The organism is Streptomyces sp. NPDC057136, assembly GCF_042670885.1.
Lineage (GTDB): Bacteria > Actinomycetota > Actinomycetes > Streptomycetales > Streptomycetaceae > Streptomyces.
In genome coordinates this window covers 57,613-76,448 of the sequence record NZ_JBHUUV010000025.1, presented here as the reverse complement: position 1 = coordinate 76,448, position 18,836 = coordinate 57,613, and the positions used below count along the sequence as shown (strand labels likewise).

Below are 18,836 nucleotides of genomic sequence, written 5' to 3'. Positions count from 1 at the left end.
GTAGGAGGGAGCTGACCGCCCCTCCTGCCGTGCCCACCGAACGACCGACGAGGAGGAAGCCCGGATGTCCCGTAGGGAAGAGACGGAGCAAAAGGCCGCAGCGCCGCCGACGCAGACGCCGGACACGGCGACGCTCGGAGTCGGCATGGTCGGATACGCGTTCATGGGCGCCGCCCACTCACAGGGGTGGCGCACCGCAGGACATGTCTTCGACCTGCCGCTGCGGCCCGCTCTCGCCGCGATCTGCGGACGCGACCGGACCGCGGTCGACGCCGCCGCCGCCAGACACGGCTGGGCGGCGGCCGAGACCGACTGGCGCGCCCTGATCGCCCGGGACGACGTACAGCTCGTGGATATATGCACCCCCGGCGACAGCCATGCGGAGATCGCCATCGCCGCCCTCGAAGCGGGCAAGCACGTGCTGTGCGAGAAGCCGCTCGCCAACACGGTCGCCGAGGCGGAGGCCATGGTGGAGGCCGCGGAACGGGCCGCCGCGCGGGGGCAGATGGCCATCGTGGGCTTCAACTACCGCAAGGTTCCCGCGATCACCTACGCCCGCACGCTCATCGCGGAGGGCCGGCTCGGCGCCCTGCGGCACGTACGGGCCACCTACCTCCAGGACTGGCTGGTCGACCCCGAGTCGCCCCTCACCTGGCGGCTCAAGCGCGAGCACGCCGGGTCGGGTGCGCTGGGCGACCTCGGGGCGCACATCGTGGACCTGGCCCAGTACTTGACGGGGGAACTGCTGGTGGGGGTGTCGGCAGTCAGCGAGACCTTCGTGCGGAGCCGGCCCGTGCTCGCCGGGCCCGGGGCAGGGCTCTCGGGGGCCGCGGACGGTACCGCACGGGGGGCGGTCACCGTCGACGACGCGGCCCTGTTCACCGGCCGGCTCGCCTCCGGGGCGCTGGCCTCCTTCGAGGCGACCCGGATGGCGGCGGGCCGCAAGAACGCGTTGCGCCTGGAGATCAACGGGGAGCTCGGCTCGCTGGCCTTCGATCTGGAACGCCTCAACGAACTCTCCTTCCACGACCACACCGAACCGGCGGTCAGCGCGGGATTCCGGCGGATCCTCGTCACCGAACCCGAACACCCCTACCTGGAGGCGTGGTGGCCGCCGGGCCACGGCCTCGGCTACGAGCACACCTTCGTCCATCAGGCCGCGGACGTGGTGCGCACGATCGCCGCAGGGTCGGCGCCCATGCCGTCCTTCGCCGACGGGCTCCAGGTGCAGCGGGTGCTCGCCGCCGTCGAGGAGAGCGCCGAGAAGAACTCCGTCCACACCCCGGTCCCGTTCTAGGAGGTCCTGCGCATGCCCCGTCCCTTCACGCTCTTCACCGGTCAGTGGGCCGACCTGCCTCTGGAGGAGGTCTGCCGGCACGCCAGGGACTTCGGTTACGACGGTCTCGAACTCGCCTGCTGGGGCGACCACTTCGAGGTCGACAAGGCGCTCGCCGACCCCGGCTATCTGGACGGGCGGCACGAGCTGCTCGAAAAGTACGGACTCACCTGCTACGCGATCTCCAACCACCTGGTCGGGCAGGCCGTCTGCGACAACCCCATCGACGAGCGTCACCAGGCGATCCTGCCCGGCAGGATCTGGGGCGACGGCGAGCCCGAAGGGGTACGCAGGCGGGCCGCCGAGGAGATCAAGAACACCGCACGCGCCGCCGCGGCCTTCGGGGTGCAGACCGTCATCGGCTTCACCGGGTCGTCGATCTGGCACCTGGTCGCGATGTTCCCGCCGGTACCACCGCACATGATCGAGCGTGGTTACGAGGACTTCGCCGAGCGCTGGAACCCGATCCTCGACGTCTTCGACGCGGAGGGGGTGCGCTTCGCCCACGAGGTGCATCCCAGTGAGATCGCGTACGACTACTGGACAACGCACCGTGCCCTGGAGGCCGTTGACCACCGGCCGGCGTTCGGGCTGAACTTCGACCCGAGCCACTTCGTGTGGCAGGACCTCGACCCGGTCGGGTTCCTGTACGACTTCCGGGACCGGATCTACCACGTGGACTGCAAGGAGGCGCGCAAGCGCCTGGACGGGCGCAACGGCAGGCTCGGCTCGCACCTGCCGTGGGGCGACCCGCGGCGCGGCTGGGACTTCGTCTCGGCGGGCCATGGTGACGTCCCGTGGGAGGACGTGTTCCGGATGCTGCGGTCCATCGGGTACGAGGGGCCGGTCTCCGTCGAGTGGGAGGACGCGGGGATGGACCGGCTGACGGGGGCGCCAGAAGCGCTTGCTTCGCTGAAGCGGTTCGATTTCGACCCGCCGACTTCGTCGTTCGATGCGGCGTTCGGCAGCGCGGACTGAGCGCCCCCGGGGCGCCGCCTACCTGGGGCTCCGCCCCCGGACCCCCGCTCCTCAATCGCCGGAGGGGCTAAGAAGACGTCCTCAAACGCCGGACGGGCTGGGACGAGGGCACCTTTCAGCCCGTCACATCAAGACGCTCGAGCGAGCTCGGGTGAGGTGACGGCCGCGTCCCGCCAATATCAAGCCTGCCCGGCGATTGAGGGCACCTTTCAGCCCGTCCGGCGATTGAGGACCGGGGTGTGGGGCGGAGCCCCAACGGGTCGCCCACGGCTGCCCGAAACACGCTTTGTCCTGGCACAGGAAGAAGTTCAACTTAGCTGCTGCGCAAGGGCTTTCCGTCCCGGACGAACAGGTCTACCGTCCCCATTGGTGTACACGACACGACTCGCGTCAGCGGAGCCCGTCCGGCCCCACTGACGTGCGCGGCAGTCCCCGCGCTGCACGGCCACGGCAACACCCGCCCGTACAACCGGCACTCTCCGGAGGACACTCGTGCACAGAACCCGAACCCGATATCGCGGCCGACAGCACACAGGATTCCGTAAGTCCCTCGCCCTGCTGACCGGTGGTCTGCTCACCGCGACGACCCTCGCCCTCGGAGTCGCCCCCGGCGCCTCGGCCGGACCGAGGACGCAGAACGCCGCCGCAGACGCAGCAGCCGCCGCCGAGGAATTCCAGCAGGTCACCCTCGCCAAGGGCGGCGCCGAGACCGGTGAGCCCATGTCGCTCGCCGTCCTCCCCGACCGCAGCGTCCTGCACACCTCGCGCAACGGCGAGCTGCGCATCACCGACAGCGCGGGCAACACGCGGGTCGCCGGCACCATCCCCGTCTACTCTCACGACGAGGAAGGACTCCAAGGCGTCGGAATCGACCCGGACTTCAGCGAGAACCGGGCGATCTACCTCTACTACGCGCCCCCGCTGGACACCCCCGCCGGTGATGCCCCGGCCAACGGGACGGCGGCGGAGTTCGCGAAGTTCGACGGAGTGAACCGGCTCTCGCGCTTCGTGCTCAACGCGGACGGTACCCTCGACAACGCCAGCGAGAAGAAGGTCATCGACATCCCCGCCACCCGCGGGATCTGCTGCCACGTGGGCGGCGACATCGACTTCGACGCGCAGGGCAACCTTTACCTGTCGACGGGCGACGACTCCAACCCGTTCTCCTCGGACGGCTTCACGCCCATCGACGAGAGCCCGGACCGCAACCCGGCGTACGACGCCCGCCGCACCTCCGGAAACACCAATGACCTGCGCGGCAAGATCCTCCGGATCAAGGTCGCCACGGACGGCTCGTACACCGTGCCCGATGGCAACCTGTTCGCGCCCGGCACGGACAAGACGCGGCCCGAGATCTACGCGATGGGCTTCCGCAACCCGTTCCGCTTCTCCGTCGACAAGTCGACCGGCATCCTCTACGTCGGTGACTACGGCCCCGACGCGGGTGCGGCCGACCCGAAGCGCGGACCGGCCGGACAGGTCGAGTTCGCCCGGGTGACGAAGCCCGCCAACTTCGGCTGGCCGTTCTGCACGGGCGACAACGACCCGTACATCGACTACGACTTCGCGACCAAGACGTCCGGCGCCGCCTTCGACTGCGCCGCACCGAAGAACACCTCGCGGCACAACACCGGCCTGGTCGACCTGCCTCCGGCCGAGGCCGCCTGGATTCCGTACGACGGCGGTTCCGTGCCCGAGTTCGGCAGCGGCTCCGAGTCCCCGATGGGCGGGCCCGTCTACCACTACGACCCGAACCTCGACTCGCCGGTGAAGTTCCCCGAGGCGTACGACGGGGACTTCTTCGCCGGGGAGTTCGGCCGGCGCTGGATCAAGCGCATCGAGCACGACAGCAACGGCGCCGTCCAGTCGATCAACTCCATTCCGTGGACCGGCACCCAGGTCATGGACATGGCCTTCGGGCCGGACGGGGCGCTGTACGTCCTGGACTACGGCACCGCCTGGTTCGGCGGGGACGAGAACGCCGGGCTCTACCGCATCGAGAACGCAACCGGCGGACGCTCACCCGTCGCCGAGGCGAGCTCGAACAAGACCTCCGGCACCGCACCGCTCAAGGTCGCCTTCTCCTCGGCCGGTACGACGGACGGGGACGGCGACGCCCTCACCTACGCCTGGGACTTCGGCGACGGCGGCAAGTCGACGGCCGCCAACCCCACGTACACGTACAAGAAGAACGGCACCTACACCGCGACCGTCACCGCCAAGGACCCGAGCGGCCGCACCGGTTCGGCGAGCGTCCATGTGACCGTCGGCAACACCGCCCCGACCGTAAAGCTCGAACTCCCCGGCGAGGGCAAGCTGTTCACCTTCGGTGACGAGATTCCCTTCAAGGTGACCGTCACCGACCCCGAGGACGGCACCGTCGACTGCTCCAAGGTCGCGGTCCGCTTCATCCTCGGCCACGACAGCCACGGCCACCCCGTCACCACCGTCAACGGCTGCTCCGGCGTCATCAAGACCGAGGCGGACGGCGGACACGACCCGAACGCCAACATCTTCGGAGTCATCGACGCCTCGTACACCGACGGCGGAGGCGGCGGCCAGGCCGCGCTGACCGGCAGCGACCAGGCCCAGCTCCAGCCGCGCCACCGACAGGCCGAGCACTACAGCGCCCAGTCCGGTGTCGCACCGCAGGACAAGGCGAGCGCACACGGCGGTAAGACCGTCGGAGACATCCACAACGGCGACTGGATCTCCTTCAAGCCGTATCTGCTCACCGGCTCCACCAAGCTCACCGCCCGGATCTCCTCCGCCGGAGCGGGCGGCTCCCTCGAAGTACGGACCGGTTCGCCCACCGGCACCCTGCTGGGCTCCGCCACCGTCCCGGTGACGGGCAGCTGGGACACCTTCCAGGACATCGACGTGTCCCTGCGCAACGTCCCGAAGCGGACCACTGAACTCTTCCTGGTCTTCAAGGGCGGCACCGGAGCTCTCTACGACGTCGACGACTTCGAACTGTCGTCGGCCGCACCCGACGCGGACGCCAAGCGGGTCCTGGTGTTCTCCAAGACCGGCGGCTTCCGTCACGACTCCATCCCGGCGGGTATCACCGCGCTGAAGGAGATCGGCGGCGAAAGCGGCATCACCGTCGACGCGACCGAGGCGGCCGGCCAGTTCACCGCGGCCAACCTGGCACGCTACGACTCCGTCGTCTTCCTTTCCACGACCGGTGACGTCCTCAACAGCGACCAGCAGAAGGCGTTCGAGGACTACGTGGCCGACGGAGGCGGATACATGGGCGTCCACGCCGCCGCCGACACCGAGTACGACTGGGAGTTCTACGGCGGACTCGTCGGCGCGTACTTCGCCTCGCATCCGCAGATCCAGCCCGCCACCGTACGCGTCGAGAACCACGACCACCCGGCGACGGCCCACCTGGGCGAGGCCTGGGACCGCACCGACGAGTGGTACAACTACCGCACCAACCCCCGGGACAAGGCCCAGGTGCTGGCCACGCTGGACGAGACCAGCTACACCGGCGGCACGATGAAGGGCGACCACCCGATCTCCTGGTGCCAGACCTACCAGGGCGGCCGTTCCTTCTACACCGGCCTCGGCCACACCAAGGAGTCGTACGCCGAACCGGACTTCCGCAAGCACCTCCTCGGCGGAATGCGCTACACGACCGGTCAGGCCAGGGCCGACTGCAAGCCCGACACCGGCTACCGGACGATCTTCAACGGGAAGACGCTCGACGGCTGGAAGCAGGCGGGTCCCGGCCAGTTCGCCGTGGCCGACGGTGAGCTGCGCTCCGAGGGCGGCATGGGGATGCTCTGGTACCAGGCCAAGGAGCTGAAGTCCTACTCCCTGAAGCTCGACTGGAAGATGGCCGGCGACGACAACTCCGGAGTCTTCGTGGGCTTCCCCGCCTCCGACGACCCCTGGTCCGCCGTGAACAACGGCTACGAGGTCCAGATCGACGCCACCGACGCGGCCGACCGCACCACGGGCGCCGTCTACGGCTTCAAGTCCGCCGACCTCGCCGCCCGTGACCAGGTCCTCAAGCCGCCGGGGGAGTGGAACAGATACGAGATCCGGGTCGAGGGCGAACGCCTCCGGGTCTTCCTCAACGGCGTGAAGATCAACGACTACACCAACACCGATCCCGTCCGCAGTCTGAAGAACGGCTACATCGGCCTCCAGAACCATGGAGCCGACGACCAGGTGTCCTTCCGTGACATCCAGCTGAAGCAGCTGCCCTCGACGTAGGGCGGCCCCGGCCGACGGCGGGCGGGGGAGTCCGAGGCCCCCGCCCGCCGTCCTCCAACCGGCACCACAGCCGTACCCCACATCAGCTCCACCGTGCTCCACCGCGTCAGGAGCCCCAGCCAGGGAGGCAGCCCGTGACCGCACAAGCCGTCCGTACCGGAATCTGGTTCATCGGAGCACGCGGCTCCGTCGCCACCACCGCCACCGCGGGGTGCGCCGCCATCGCGGCCGGGCTCCACCCGGCGACCGGCATGGTCACCGAGACGCCCCCCTTCGCCGACAGCGGACTGCCACCGCTGAGCTCCCTGGTCTTCGGCGGCCACGACACCCTCGACTGCCCTCTGCCGAAACGGGCCGAGGCGCTCGCCTCCGGGGAAGTCCTGCCGTACGGTCTGCCCTCGGCGGTACGCGCCGAACTCACCGCGGCCGACGCGGAGATACGGACCGGTGGCCCCCTCCCCGGTGACACGCGCACCGACGAGCAGCTCATCACCGCGTTCGCCGCGGACCTCGCAGACTTCGCCCGCCGCCACGAACTGGCGCGCACGGTCGTGATCAACGTCGCCTCCACGGAGCCCCTTCCCCAGGAGGGCGACGCACGTCTTCCCGCCAGCTCCCTCTACGCGGCGGCGGCGCTCCGGGCCGGCTGCCCGTACGTCAACTTCACCCCGTCCACGGGCCTGCGCAGCGCGGCCCTCCAGGACGCCGTCGCCACCTGCGGACTTCCCCACGCGGGGCGCGACGGCAAGACAGGCCAGACGCTGCTCCGTTCCGTGCTTGCCCCGATGTTCGTGCAACGCGCCCTGCCGGTACGGGCATGGTCGGGCACCAATCTCCTGGGCGGCGGAGACGGAGCGGCGCTGGCCGACCCGGCGGCGGCTGCGGCCAAGAACGCGGGCAAGGAACGCGTACTGGCCGACACGCTCGGTGCCGCCCCCGAGGGCGAGGTGCACATCGACGACGTCCCGGCGATGGGCGACTGGAAGACGGCGTGGGACCACATCGCGTTCGACGGTTTCCTCGGCTCGCGCATGATCCTCCAGACGATCTGGCAGGGCTGCGACTCGGCGCTGGCCGCCCCGCTGGTCCTCGACCTGGCCCGGCTGCTGGCCCGCGCCCACGAGAGAGGCCTCACCGGTCCGCGCCCCGAGCTGGGCTTCTACTTCAAGGACCCGGACGGCGGACCGGCCGCCCTTTCCGAGCAGTACGCGGCCCTACTGGCCTTCGGCGAGCGGCTGAGGGGCGAACGATGAGGCTCCGCCGCTGGGGCGGCGCGGCCGGCCTGCTGCTGGCCCTGACGGTGACGGCTGCGGGCGTGGGCGCCGCTCGTGGCGCTCGCGGTGCGCGGTCGGGCACCGTGCCGGAGGCCACCCCGGCCACAGACAGCCTGTCCGGTGCAGGCGGGACTGCGCCCGCACCGGACAGGCCCCGCACGACGAACGGCCGGGACGATGCCGGTGCCGGCACCGGCACCTGTGCCGGTGCCGTAGCCGGACCTGGCCCGGCCGGGTTCCGCGACCGGGCGGGCGCGTGGGCGGAGCTGCTGAGGGTGTCGGCCCTCTTCACCGTCCCGGGCGACGCCCTGGCCGGAGCAGCCGCGATGGGCCGGAGGCCCAACCGGGGCACCGCGCTGGCCGTCGGCGCCTCGCTCTGCCTGTACGAGGCGGGGATGGCGCTCAACGACTGGGCGGACCGCGAGGAGGACGCCGTGGACCGCCCCCACCGCCCGATTCCCTCGGGCCGCATCGCCCCCGGCGCGGCCCTCGCCGCGGCGAGTGCGCTGACAGCGGCGGGCCTGGCCCTGGCCGCACGAGCCGGCCGCCCCTCGCTCGCGGTGGCCTCGGCTCTCGCGGCCACGGTGTGGTCCTACGACCTGTACCTGAAACACACAGAAGCGGGCCCGGCCGCCATGGCGACGGCCCGCTCCCTGGACCTGCTGCTGGGCGCGACAGCGACAGCGACAGCGACGGGAACGCGAAGGGCACCCGCACCCGCACCCGCACCCTCGGCCTCGGCCTCGTTTCCGCGCGTCGCCTTCCCCGCCGCCGCCCTCCCCGCCGCCGCGCTCCTCGGCGCGCACACCTACGCCGTCACCGTCGTCTCCCGGCACGAGGCGCAAGGCGGCTCCACTGCCGCGCCCCTTGCCGCGCTCGCCGCGACCGTGACGCTCGGCACCGCCGTCGCGAGCGAGCACAGACGGCCCTGGGGCCCGCGTGGCACGCACGAGTCGGGGCGCCCCGCCGGTGCCTCCGCCCGCCTCCTCCTCACCGCCTTCGCCGGCGCCTACCTCCGTACCGCCGCACGCCCCCAGCTGCACGCCGCGCTCAACCCGTCCCCGCCCCTCACTCAACGCGCCGTCGGTGGTGGCATCCGCGCCATGATCCCGCTCCAGGCCGCCCTCGCCGCCCGCGCCGGCGCGCCCGTCACCGGTCTGGTCCTCATGGGGCTCGTCCCCCTGGCGCGCAAGCTCGCACGGAAGGTGAGCCCGACATGACGCTCCACTTCGGTTACGGCACCAACGGGCTCACCGACCTCCGGCTCGACGACGCCTTCGGGCTGCTCGCCGACCTCGGGTACGAGGGCGTCGGGCTGACCCTCGACCACATGCACCTCGATCCCCTCGCCCCGGATCTGGCCGCACGCACCCGCCACGTGGCGCGCCGGCTCACCGCTCTCGGGCTCGCCGTGACCATCGAGACCGGCGCCCGCTATGTCCTCGACCCGCGCCGCAAGCACGGTCCGTCGTTGCTCGACCCGGACCCCGAGGCCCGGGCGTCCCGTACCGCACTGCTCGTCCGGGCCGTCGACGTCGCCGCCGACCTCGGTGCGCACGCCGTGCACTGCTTCAGCGGCATCACCCCACCGGGAGCCGGGGAGGGGGACGGAGCCACGACCACCGTCGCCTGGCAGCGGCTGGCCGACGCGCTCGCCCCCGTCCTCGACGCCGCCACCCGCACCGGCATCCCGCTCGCCATCGAGCCCGAACCCGGTCATCTCCTCGCCACACTCGCCGACTTCCATCACCTCCGCACGCTCCTCGGCGACCCGGAACCCCTCGGACTCACCCTCGACATCGGGCACTGCCAGTGCCTGGAGCCCGCCTCGCCCGTCGACTGCGTCAAGGACGCCGCCCCCTGGCTGCGCCACGTCCAGATCGAGGACATGTGCCGCGGGGTCCACGAACACCTGCCCTTCGGTGACGGCGAGATCGACTTCCCGCCCGTCCTCGCAGCGCTCGCCGATGCGGACTACCGCGGGCTCACCGTCGTCGAACTGCCCCGCCATTCGCACGCCGGGCCCGAACTCGCCCGCACCTCCATCGAGTTCCTGCGCAAGCACAGTCCGTCGAGCCGCTGAACCCGCCGAAGGGAGCAACGCCATGCCGATGACCCCGCTGCCGACCCGCAAAGAACTCGACGCCCAGCTCGGCGGAGCCGCACGCGCGTGGCTCGACGAAGCCCTCGCCGAAGCCGAACACGCCGCCGCCCACGCCGCCGAGCAGCCGGACGCCGACTCATCCTTCGCCGTGCCGCCGTGGGAGCTGCGGTACGCCGCCGCCGGCCGGTACTGCGGACTCGACCACGCTGACTCCGTACGCGCCCTCCTGCTCCTCGAAGCCCGGGCCGGGCTCCCCGCCCTGACCAGGCTCTACGAACAGGGCACCGCGGCCGAACGGCGCGCCGTGCTCCGTACCCTGCACCGGCTGGATATCGGCTCCGCCGCCCTGCCGCTCGTCGAGGACGCCCTGCGTACGAATGACACCCGGCTCGTCGCAGCCGCCGTCGGCCCGTACGCCGCCGTGCACCTCGACGCGCACCAGTGGCGCCACGCCATCCTCAAGTGTCTCTTCACAGGTGTCCCCGTGGACTGTGTCGACGCACTGTCCCGCCGGTCGCGCGGCGACGCCGAACTCGCCCGCATGCTCGGCGACTTCGCCGCCGAACGCACCGCGGCCGGGCGGGACGTCCCCGCCGATCTCGCGCACGTACTCGCTCTCACCGCTCCCGCCCCCACGGTCCCCTCGGAGGAGTCCTGATGCGCATCTTCGACCCCCACATCCATATGACCTCCCGCACCACGGACGACTACCGGGCGATGTACGACGCGGGTGTCCGTGCCCTCGTCGAACCCTCCTTCTGGCTCGGCCAGCCCCGCACCTCGCCCGCCAGCTTCTTCGACTACTTCGACGCCCTGCTCGGCTGGGAGCCCTTCCGCGCCTCCCAGTACGGCATAGCCCACCACTGCACGCTCGCCCTCAACCCCAAGGAGGCGAACGACCCCCGCTGTTTCCCCGTCCTCGATGCCCTGCCCCGCTATCTCGTCAAGGACTCCGTCGTCGCCGTCGGTGAGATCGGCTACGACTCCATGACCCCGGCCGAGGACATCGCCCTGGCCACGCAGCTCCAGCTCGCCGCGGACCACGGTCTGCCCGCCCTGGTCCACACCCCGCACCGCGACAAGCTCGCCGGTCTGCACCGCACCATCGACGTCATCCGCGAATCCCACCTTCCCCCGGAGCGGGTGCTGCTCGATCACCTCAACGAGACGACCGTAAAGGACGCCACTGACAGTGGCTGCTGGGCCGGTTTCTCCATCTACCCGGACACCAAGATGGACGAGGACCGCATGGTCACGATCCTGCGGACCTACGGCACCGAGAAGATCCTCGTCAACTCGGCCGCCGACTGGGGACAGAGCGACCCGCTGAAGACCCGCAAGGTCGCCGACGCGATGCTGAAGGCCGGATTCACCGACGACGACGTCGACCAGGTCCTCTGGCGCAACCCCGTCGCCTTCTACGGGCAGAGCGGCCGGCTCCAGCTCGACATCGCCGCCCCCGACCCCCTGCACGAGGGGAACTCCATCCTGCGCGGCGGGGAGTGAAGCGATGCGCTTCCGCCACCCCGACGGCTCCACCGTCCACCTCTCGTACTGCACCAACGTGCACCCCGCCGAAACCCTCGACGGTGTGCGGGCACAGCTGCGCGACCACAGTGAACCGGTGCGCAAACGTCTCGGCCGCGACCGGCTGGGCATCGGCCTGTGGCTCGCCAAGGACGCCGCCCGCACCCTGATCAACGACCCCGCCGCACTGCGCTCCCTGCGCGCCGAGCTGGACCGCCGCGGCCTCGAAGTCGTCACGCTCAACGGATTCCCGTACGAGGGATTCGGCGCCGAAGAGGTCAAGTACCGCGTCTACCGGCCGGACTGGACCGACCCCGAGCGGCTCGCCCACACCACGGACCTCGCCCGGCTGCTCGCCGCCCTGCTCCCCGACGACGTCACCGAAGGCAGCATCTCCACCCTGCCGATCGCCTGGCGCACCCCGTACGACGGCGACCCCGACGCGGCCCGCACCGCATGCGCCGCCCTCACCACCCTCGCGCAACGCCTCGACGCCCTCGCCGAGCTGACCGGCAAATCCATCCGGATCGGCCTCGAACCCGAACCGGGCTGCACGGTCGAGACGACCGCCGACGCCATCGCCCCGCTCACCGCGATCGGCCACGACCGCATCGGCATCTGCATCGACACGTGCCACCTCGCCACGGCCTTCGAGGACCCGGACACGGCGCTCGATGCCCTCGCCGGTGCCGGAGTCTTCGTGGCCAAGGCCCAGCTCTCCGCGGCCCTGCACGCCGAACACCCCCACCTGCCCGACGTGCGCACCGCCCTCGCCGCCTTCGCCGAACCCCGCTTCCTGCACCAGACCCGGATGAGCACCGCCGCGGGACTGCGCGGCACCGACGACCTCGACGAGGCACTGAACGGCCACGCGCTGCCCGACAGCACCCCCTGGCGCTCCCACTTCCACGTACCGCTGCACGCACCCCCGGCGCCCCCGCTGACCTCCACCCTCCCGGTGCTCCGGTCCACGCTGACCCGGCTCGTCGGAGGTCCACGGCCCCTGACCCGGCACCTGGAGGTCGAGACGTACACCTGGCAGGCGCTGCCGGCCGAGCTGCGCCCCCGTACTCGCACCCAGCTCGCCGACGGCATCGCCGCCGAACTCACCCTCGCCCGCGACCTCCTGGTCGACCTCGGCCTCAAGGAGCTCCCATGACCGCACCCGAAGAAGGCACCGCACCCCAAGCAGGCACCGAAACAGGCCCCGCCCCCGCCCCCACTCCCCTCCTCGTCCTCGATGTCGTCGGCCTCACCCCCCAGCTCCTCGACCACATGCCCAACCTCAAGGCCATGGCCGGCAACGGTGCCCAGGCACCGCTCACCACCGTGCTCCCTGCCGTCACCTGCGCCGCCCAGTCCACCTTCCTCACCGGCACAACCCCCGCCGAGCACGGGATCGTCGCCAACGGCTGGTACTTCCGCGAGCTGGGTGACATCCTCCTGTGGCGCCAGCACAACGGGCTCGTCGCGGGCGACAAGCTGTGGGACGCCGCCCGCCGCGCCCACCCCGGCTACACCGTCGCCAACATCTGCTGGTGGTACGCGATGGGCGCGGACACCGACTTCACGGTCACCCCGCGCCCCGTGTACTACGCCGACGGCCGCAAGGAACCCGACTGCTACACCCGGCCGCCCGCGCTGCACGACGAGCTCACCGAGAAGCTCGGCACCTTCCCCCTTTTCCACTTCTGGGGTCCCGGCGCGGACCTCGTCTCCTCCCAGTGGATCATCGACGCGACCCGGCACATCCTCGCCACCCGTGCCCCCGACCTGGCCCTCTGCTACCTGCCCCACCTCGACTACGACCTCCAGCGCTACGGCCCCGACGACCCGCGTTCCCACCGCGCGGCCACCGAGCTCGACCGGGCCGTTGCGCCCCTGCTCGAAGACGCCCGCCTCCAGGGGCGCACCGTCGTGGCGCTCTCCGAGTACGGGATCACCCGTGTCGACCGGCCCGTCGACATCAACCGTGTCCTGCGCCGCGCCGGCCTGCTGGAGGTCCACACCCAGGACGGCATGGAATACCTCGACCCGATGGCCTCACGTGCCTTCGCCGTCGCCGACCATCAGATCGCGCACATCTACGTACGCCGCCCCGAGGACCTGGAAGCCACGCGGGAGGCCCTCGCGGGTCTGCCCGGCATCGAGCAACTCCTCGACGACGAGGGCAAGAAGGCCCACCACCTCGACCATCCCCGCTCCGGGGAGCTCGTCGCCGTCGCGGAAGCGGACGCCTGGTTCACGTACTACTACTGGCTCGACGACGACCGCGCCCCCGACTTCGCGCAACTGGTCGAGATCCACCGTAAACCGGGCTACGACCCCGTCGAGCTCTTCATGGACCCCCAGGACCCCTACGTCCGGGTCAAGGCCGTCAGTGCCGTCGCCCGCAAGAAGCTCGGCATGCGCTACCGCATGGCCGTGGTCCCGCTCGACCCCGCACCCATCCGCGGCAGCCACGGCCGCCTGCCCACGAGCGACGACGAAGGTCCGCTCATCCTCTGCTCCACCCCCCGCGCGTTCACCGGCCGCGTCCAGGCCACCGAAGTGAAGTCCCTGCTCCTCCGGCTTGCCGGACTGCACTGAGCAACCCCCGCTCACTCATCAAGGGAGTTACGTGATCATGAGCCGCACCCCGAAGGACATCGAACTCGCGCGCAGACTCAGCCGCCGCAACGTCCTGGGCGTCGTCGCCGGAGCCACCGCTGCCACGCTCCTCGGCACCGCGACTGCCGAGGCCCACGGCAGGGGCCGTGCCGTTCTGCCCCCCGGCCGCCTCGGAATCCAGCTCTACAGCCTCCGCGACAAGGTCTCCACGCTTGGATTCGCGCCCGTCTTCACGGAGTTGGAGAAGTACGGCTACGACGAGATCGAGTTCGCCGGATACTCCCAGGGCTCGGCCGGTGCCATCACCCTGGCCCAGTTGAAGCGGCTGGCCCGGGACCACGGGCTGAATCCCATCGGCAGCCACGTCGGCTACTACGACAACAACAACCCCGGCGCCTACACCTTCGCCCAGAACCTCACCAAGGTCCTGGACGACGCCGAGGCCCTCGGCCTCAAGCACATCGGCACGGCCTCGGGTCCCTTCCGCTACGGCTCGACCGTCGACGGCTGGAAGCGTGCCGCCGAGGAGTTCAACACCTACGGCGCGGCGGCCCGCAAGCGCGGGATGAAGTTCTACCAGCACAACCACGCGGAGGAGTTCTCCTTCGCGACCGACAAGCCGGACGTACGGCTGTACGACGTCCTGCTCGCCGAGACCGACCCGGACCTGGTGTACCTGGAGATGGACATCTACTGGGCCTACGCCGCCCAGTTCCGCTTCGGCAAGAAGGCGGACGGCACACCGGCCCCCTTCAACCCGGTCGATTACGTACTCAGGCAGCCCGACCGCTATCCGCTCTTCCACGTCAAGGACGGCATCCGGGACGACACGGCCCGCGACGGGTACCGCATGTCGGACGTCGGCGACGGTGACATCGACTACAAGACGTTCCTCAGCCGTGTCACCGAGCGGACTCCTCGCGGCCGCACCTACCACCACTGGCAGACCGAGCACGACAACCCGGTCGAGTCCTTCGCGTTCGCCCGCAAGTCGAGCGAGCACCTGCACGGACTGCGGGAGCGGTGCGGCGAGTAGCCGATCGGACGCCGCGTGACCGGCCCCGGGGTGCCAACGCACCCCGGGGCCAACCTCAGTCCGTTTCGCGACTGATGGGCATCGGGTTGGGTTTGATTCCCTTCTTCGGCCGGCCCGGTGCGGTGAGGAACAGTGCGATGAATGCGGCGAACAGTGAGATCGAGCCCGCGAGAGTGAACGCCCCGCTGTGGCCCCAGTTGTCCACCACGACCTTGCCCATACCTGCTCCGAGCAGGCCGGACACCAGCTTGGAGCTGTAGACCAGGCCGTAGTTGGACGCGTTGTTGTTCTCCCCGAAGTAGTCGGCGGTCATGGCCGCGAACATCGGGAAGATCGCGCCGCCGCCGAATCCGGAGATCGACGAGAACATCAGGAAGAGCGGCAGGTTCTCGATGTTCGCCGACCACAGGATTCCGTACTGCGAAAGGCCGAGGACGACGCAGACGAAGATCAGGCACCTCTTGCGTCCGTACCGGTCGGAGAGCCAGCCGATCACGCCGCGTCCTGTGCCGTTCACGATCGCCTTCAGCGACATCGCGGTCGCGACGATGCCACCGGCGAAGCCGGCCTCCTTGCCTATGTCGACCTGGAACGCGATGCCGAAGATGTTCACGCCGGAGGTGCACAGCAGACAGAACCACATCAGTGCGACCCGCCCGGTCCGCCAGGCCTCGGCCGGGGTGTACTGCTTGACCGCCGGCGGGTTCATCGCCATTGCGCGACGGGCCCGCGGGTCGTCCGGCGGCCTCAGCGGGTCGATCTCGGCGGGCCACCAGTTCTTCGGCGGGTCCTGGAAGAAGTGCCCCGCCACGGCCACCGTCGCGGCCAGGAAGAGACCGACCGAGACAAGGACCCAGCGGAAGTTGGTCAGATCCATGAAGCCGGTGAAGAGGAAGACGAAGGGCACGGAACCGTAGGCGAATCCGCCGTTGACGAAGCCGGTCTTGCCTCCCTTGCGTTCCGGATACCACTTGCCGACCATGTTCACGCAGGTCGCGTAGACCATGCCGGCGCCCATACCGCTGAACATGCCGAACCCGACGTACGCGACGACCACATGCGGCGCGAACGCGAGCGACAGATATCCGAGCAGGGTGCCGAGTGCGCCGAACATCATCGCCCAGCGGGCGGGCAGTTTGCCGCTTTCTCTGAGCTTGCCGGCGGGGAAGGCCACCGCCGCCTGGAAGAACACCCAGACACCGAGCATCCAGAAGATGTGCCCGCTGCTCCAGCTGTGTGCGATGTGCAGGGTGTCCTCGGCCGACGCGAACGCGTACTCGGCCGAGCTGATGCCCATCATGCCGACCCACGGCAGGATGACCATCCACTTGCGCTTGCGGCCCATGATGTCCATATCGGTCTCGCCGATGCGGTACATGCGCCCGTTGGCGTCCGTCACCTCCCTGTAGGCGGCGGATGTCGAGATGTCTGTAGTCGCCATGTCGATCGAACCCCTTGCGTGGAAGAAGTCTGGCCGGCGCCCCCTGCCCGTTCTCACTTCGCGCCGGGGTCTGCGGCCGCGCGATGCGTCGCAGACCCCGTGGTTCGAGCCGTCGTCACCGGGTCATCGATCACCACCCAGCAACCCCGCGGCCCGCGTCACAGCAACCCCGCGGCCCGTGCCCAGCGATACTTCGCACCGAGGACGGCGACCGGCTGCTCCGTCGTGTACGGATAGGCGACGACACCCCGCTCGTACAGGTACGCGCAGGCCTCCTCGACCTCCGTGTCACCCGCCAGCGACGCCACCACCGGCTTCTCGATCCCGCGCTCCCGGAACTCCGCGACCACCCGGGCCGTCAGCTCCGCGAAGACCATCGGGGGAGTGACAATGGTGTGCCAGTAGCCCAGCACCAGCGCATGGATACGCGGGTCCTCCAGGCCGAGCCGGATCGTCGCCTCGTACGTGGACGGCGGCTCACCGCCCGTGATGTCGATCGGGTTGCCCGCCGCGCCGAACGGCGGGATGAACGCCTTGAACGCCGTGTCCAGGTCCGGCGGGATCTCCATCAGCGACAGGCCGTTGTCCACGATCGCGTCCGAGAGGAGCACGCCCGAACCGCCCGCCCCCGTGATGATGACGACGTTGTCACCCTTCGGCGTCGGAAGGACCGGCAACGCACGCGCGTACTCCAGCATGTCCTTCAACCCCGGCGCCCGGATCACCCCCGCCTGCCGCAGGATGTCGTCGTACACCGCGTCGTCACCCGCCAGCGCGCCCGTGTGCGAACCGGCCGCCTTCGCACCCGCACTGGTGCGCCCGGCCTTCAGCACCACGATCGGCTTCTTCGGTACGGTGGCCCGCGCTGCCGCCACGAAGGCGCGCCCGTCCTTGAGGTCCTCCAAGTGCATCGCGATGCACTGGGTGTTGGGGTCCTCACCGAACCAGGTCAGCAGATCGTCCTCGTCGATGTCCGACTTGTTGCCGAGCCCCACGATCGCCGATACACCGGTCTTCGTGGAACGGGCGAAACCGAGGATCGCCATGCCGATGCCACCGGACTGCGAGGTCAGCGCCACCCCGCCCCTGACGTCGTACGGGGTGCAGAACGTGGCGCAGAGGTCCTGCCAGGTGGAGTAGTAGCCGTAGATGTTCGGCCCCAGGATGCGCACGCCGTAGCGCTCACCGATCGCCACGATCTCGTCCTGGAGTTCCTGCTCGCCGGTCTCCGCGAAGCCCGACGGGATGAGTACGGCGTTGGGAATCCCCTTGCGCCCCACCTCCTCCAGCGCCGCTGCCACGAACTTGGCGGGGATCGCGAAGACCGCCACATCCACCTCACCGGGAACGTCGGTGACACTCTTGTACGCCTTGCGGCCCAGAATGTCATCGGCCCGGGGGTTCACCGGATGGATCTCGCCAGGGAAACCTCCGTCGACGAGGTTGCGCATCACCGAATTGCCGATCTTGCCCTGCTCGTTGGAAGCCCCGATGACGGCCACCGAACGCGGCTCCATCAGCCGGCGCATCGATACGAGGATCTCCTCGCGGCTGTAGACGCGCCGGACCTTCACCTCCTCGGTGGCCAGGATGATGCGGATATCGGCGGCGACGGCACCGTCCGGCGCCGCGATCACCGGATTGAGGTCGACCTCGGCGATCTCCGGGAAGTCCGTGACGAGTTGGGACACCCGCCTGATCTGCTCCGCGAGGGCCCAGCGGTCCACCGCGGGCGCCCCGCGCACACCGCGCAGGATCTCCGCGGCGCCGATCGAGTCGAGCATCGACTGCGCCTCGTCGGCGGTGACGGGCGCCAGCCGGAACGTGATGTCCTTCAACACCTCGACCAGCACCCCGCCGAGGCCGAACGCCACCACCTTCCCGAAGGTCGGGTCGGTGACCGCGCCGATGATCACCTCCTGCCCGGGCGGCACCAGCTGCTGCACCTGCACCCCGTCGATCCTCGCCTCGGGCGCGTACGCCTTCGCGTTCTCGACGATCCGGCAGAAGGCGGCCCGTACCTCCGCGGGCCCCGACACCCCGACCACGACCCCGCCCGCATCCGTCTTGTGCAGGATGTCCGGGGAGACGATCTTCAGTACGACGGGTCCGCCGAGCCGGTCCGCGTGCGCCACGGCCTCGTCGACGTCCCGGGCCAGCTCCTCGCCCGGTACGGCGATGCCGTACGCGTCCGCGACGATTTTCCCCTCCGGGGCCGTGAGCGCGTCGCGCCCCTCGGCCCTGACGCGTTCGAGCAGCGCCCGTACGCGTTCCCGCTCCTGTGGTTCCACTGATCCGGCCAT

13 protein-coding genes are annotated in these 18,836 nt (G+C 70.2%); 11 read left to right on the top strand and 2 right to left on the bottom strand.

Annotated elements, in window-relative coordinates:
- Positions 1 to 64 precede the first annotated feature (64 nt).
- The 11 genes from ACFT7S_RS26305 to ACFT7S_RS26255 all read left to right on the top strand — a co-directional run bounded on the left by ACFT7S_RS26305 (position 65) and on the right by ACFT7S_RS26255 (position 15,092).
- Entirely contained in the window at positions 65 to 1,297 is a 1,233-nt protein-coding gene (locus ACFT7S_RS26305; protein WP_382735911.1) for a Gfo/Idh/MocA family protein, read from the top strand.
- A gap of 12 nt (positions 1,298 to 1,309) precedes the next feature.
- Entirely contained in the window at positions 1,310 to 2,314 is a 1,005-nt protein-coding gene (locus ACFT7S_RS26300) for a sugar phosphate isomerase/epimerase family protein (protein ID WP_382735909.1), read from the top strand.
- A 492-nt stretch (positions 2,315 to 2,806) separates the two neighbouring features.
- The gene (locus ACFT7S_RS26295) at positions 2,807 to 6,541 is read left to right on the top strand and encodes a ThuA domain-containing protein (RefSeq protein ID WP_382735907.1); all 3,735 of its coding nucleotides are present in this window, start codon (positions 2,807 to 2,809) and stop codon (positions 6,539 to 6,541) included.
- 134 nt (positions 6,542 to 6,675) lie between these two features.
- Positions 6,676 to 7,794, top strand: a complete 1,119-nt coding sequence (locus tag ACFT7S_RS26290; protein WP_382735905.1) for an inositol-3-phosphate synthase — start codon at positions 6,676 to 6,678, stop codon at positions 7,792 to 7,794.
- Complete coding sequence (locus ACFT7S_RS26285; protein ID WP_382735904.1) at positions 7,791 to 9,035, top strand: SCO3242 family prenyltransferase; 1,245 nt, start codon at positions 7,791 to 7,793, stop codon at positions 9,033 to 9,035. The genes ACFT7S_RS26290 and ACFT7S_RS26285 overlap by 4 nt, the downstream gene beginning before the upstream one ends.
- Complete coding sequence (locus ACFT7S_RS26280; protein ID WP_382735902.1) at positions 9,032 to 9,898, top strand: sugar phosphate isomerase/epimerase family protein; 867 nt, start codon at positions 9,032 to 9,034, stop codon at positions 9,896 to 9,898. Before ACFT7S_RS26285 ends, ACFT7S_RS26280 begins: the two co-directional genes overlap by 4 nt.
- A 22-nt stretch (positions 9,899 to 9,920) precedes the next feature.
- Positions 9,921 to 10,577: an EboA domain-containing protein gene (locus tag ACFT7S_RS26275; RefSeq protein WP_382735900.1), complete on the top strand. Its 657-nt coding sequence runs from the start codon at positions 9,921 to 9,923 to the stop codon at positions 10,575 to 10,577.
- On the top strand, positions 10,577 to 11,425 hold the full coding sequence (locus ACFT7S_RS26270) for a TatD family hydrolase (protein ID WP_382735898.1): 849 nt from the start codon (positions 10,577 to 10,579) through the stop codon (positions 11,423 to 11,425). Before ACFT7S_RS26275 ends, ACFT7S_RS26270 begins: the two co-directional genes overlap by 1 nt.
- Positions 11,426 to 11,429: 4 nt before the next feature.
- Entirely contained in the window at positions 11,430 to 12,605 is a 1,176-nt protein-coding gene (gene eboE / locus ACFT7S_RS26265) for a metabolite traffic protein EboE (RefSeq protein ID WP_382735896.1), read from the top strand.
- Positions 12,602 to 14,035: an alkaline phosphatase family protein gene (locus ACFT7S_RS26260; RefSeq protein WP_382735894.1), complete on the top strand. Its 1,434-nt coding sequence runs from the start codon at positions 12,602 to 12,604 to the stop codon at positions 14,033 to 14,035. Before eboE ends, ACFT7S_RS26260 begins: the two co-directional genes overlap by 4 nt.
- A 37-nt stretch (positions 14,036 to 14,072) precedes the next feature.
- Positions 14,073 to 15,092 carry a TIM barrel protein gene (locus ACFT7S_RS26255; RefSeq protein WP_382735892.1) on the top strand — a complete coding sequence of 340 codons (1,020 nt, stop codon included), beginning with the start codon at positions 14,073 to 14,075 and terminating at the stop codon, positions 15,090 to 15,092.
- A gap of 55 nt (positions 15,093 to 15,147) precedes the next feature.
- On the opposite strand, the gene ACFT7S_RS26250 is transcribed toward ACFT7S_RS26255, so the two are convergent.
- Together ACFT7S_RS26250 and ACFT7S_RS26245 are read right to left on the bottom strand one after the other, a co-directional pair.
- The gene (locus ACFT7S_RS26250) at positions 15,148 to 16,533 is read right to left on the bottom strand and encodes an OFA family MFS transporter (RefSeq protein ID WP_382735890.1); all 1,386 of its coding nucleotides are present in this window, start codon (positions 16,531 to 16,533) and stop codon (positions 15,148 to 15,150) included.
- Between the two features lie 158 nt (positions 16,534 to 16,691).
- Positions 16,692 to 18,836, bottom strand: coding sequence for an acetate--CoA ligase family protein (locus tag ACFT7S_RS26245; RefSeq protein ID WP_382735888.1), 2,145 nt, complete (start codon positions 18,834 to 18,836; stop codon positions 16,692 to 16,694).

Bases quoted from the DNA above. Each gene is read 5' to 3' on its own strand.
- ACFT7S_RS26255 (WP_382735892.1), top strand. From the start codon at position 14,073: ATGAGCCGCACCCCGAAGGACATCGAACTCGCGCGCAGACTCAGCCGC.
- ACFT7S_RS26245 (WP_382735888.1), bottom strand. From the start codon at position 18,836: ATGGCCGGATCAGTGGAACCACAGGAGCGGGAACGCGTACGGGCGCTG.
- ACFT7S_RS26250 (WP_382735890.1), bottom strand. From the start codon at position 16,533: ATGGCGACTACAGACATCTCGACATCCGCCGCCTACAGGGAGGTGACG.
- ACFT7S_RS26270 (WP_382735898.1), top strand. From the start codon at position 10,577: ATGCGCATCTTCGACCCCCACATCCATATGACCTCCCGCACCACGGAC.
- ACFT7S_RS26305 (WP_382735911.1), top strand. From the start codon at position 65: ATGTCCCGTAGGGAAGAGACGGAGCAAAAGGCCGCAGCGCCGCCGACG.
- ACFT7S_RS26300 (WP_382735909.1), top strand. From the start codon at position 1,310: ATGCCCCGTCCCTTCACGCTCTTCACCGGTCAGTGGGCCGACCTGCCT.
- ACFT7S_RS26275 (WP_382735900.1), top strand. From the start codon at position 9,921: ATGCCGATGACCCCGCTGCCGACCCGCAAAGAACTCGACGCCCAGCTC.
- ACFT7S_RS26280 (WP_382735902.1), top strand. From the start codon at position 9,032: ATGACGCTCCACTTCGGTTACGGCACCAACGGGCTCACCGACCTCCGG.
- eboE (WP_382735896.1), top strand. From the start codon at position 11,430: ATGCGCTTCCGCCACCCCGACGGCTCCACCGTCCACCTCTCGTACTGC.
- ACFT7S_RS26285 (WP_382735904.1), top strand. From the start codon at position 7,791: ATGAGGCTCCGCCGCTGGGGCGGCGCGGCCGGCCTGCTGCTGGCCCTG.
- ACFT7S_RS26260 (WP_382735894.1), top strand. From the start codon at position 12,602: ATGACCGCACCCGAAGAAGGCACCGCACCCCAAGCAGGCACCGAAACA.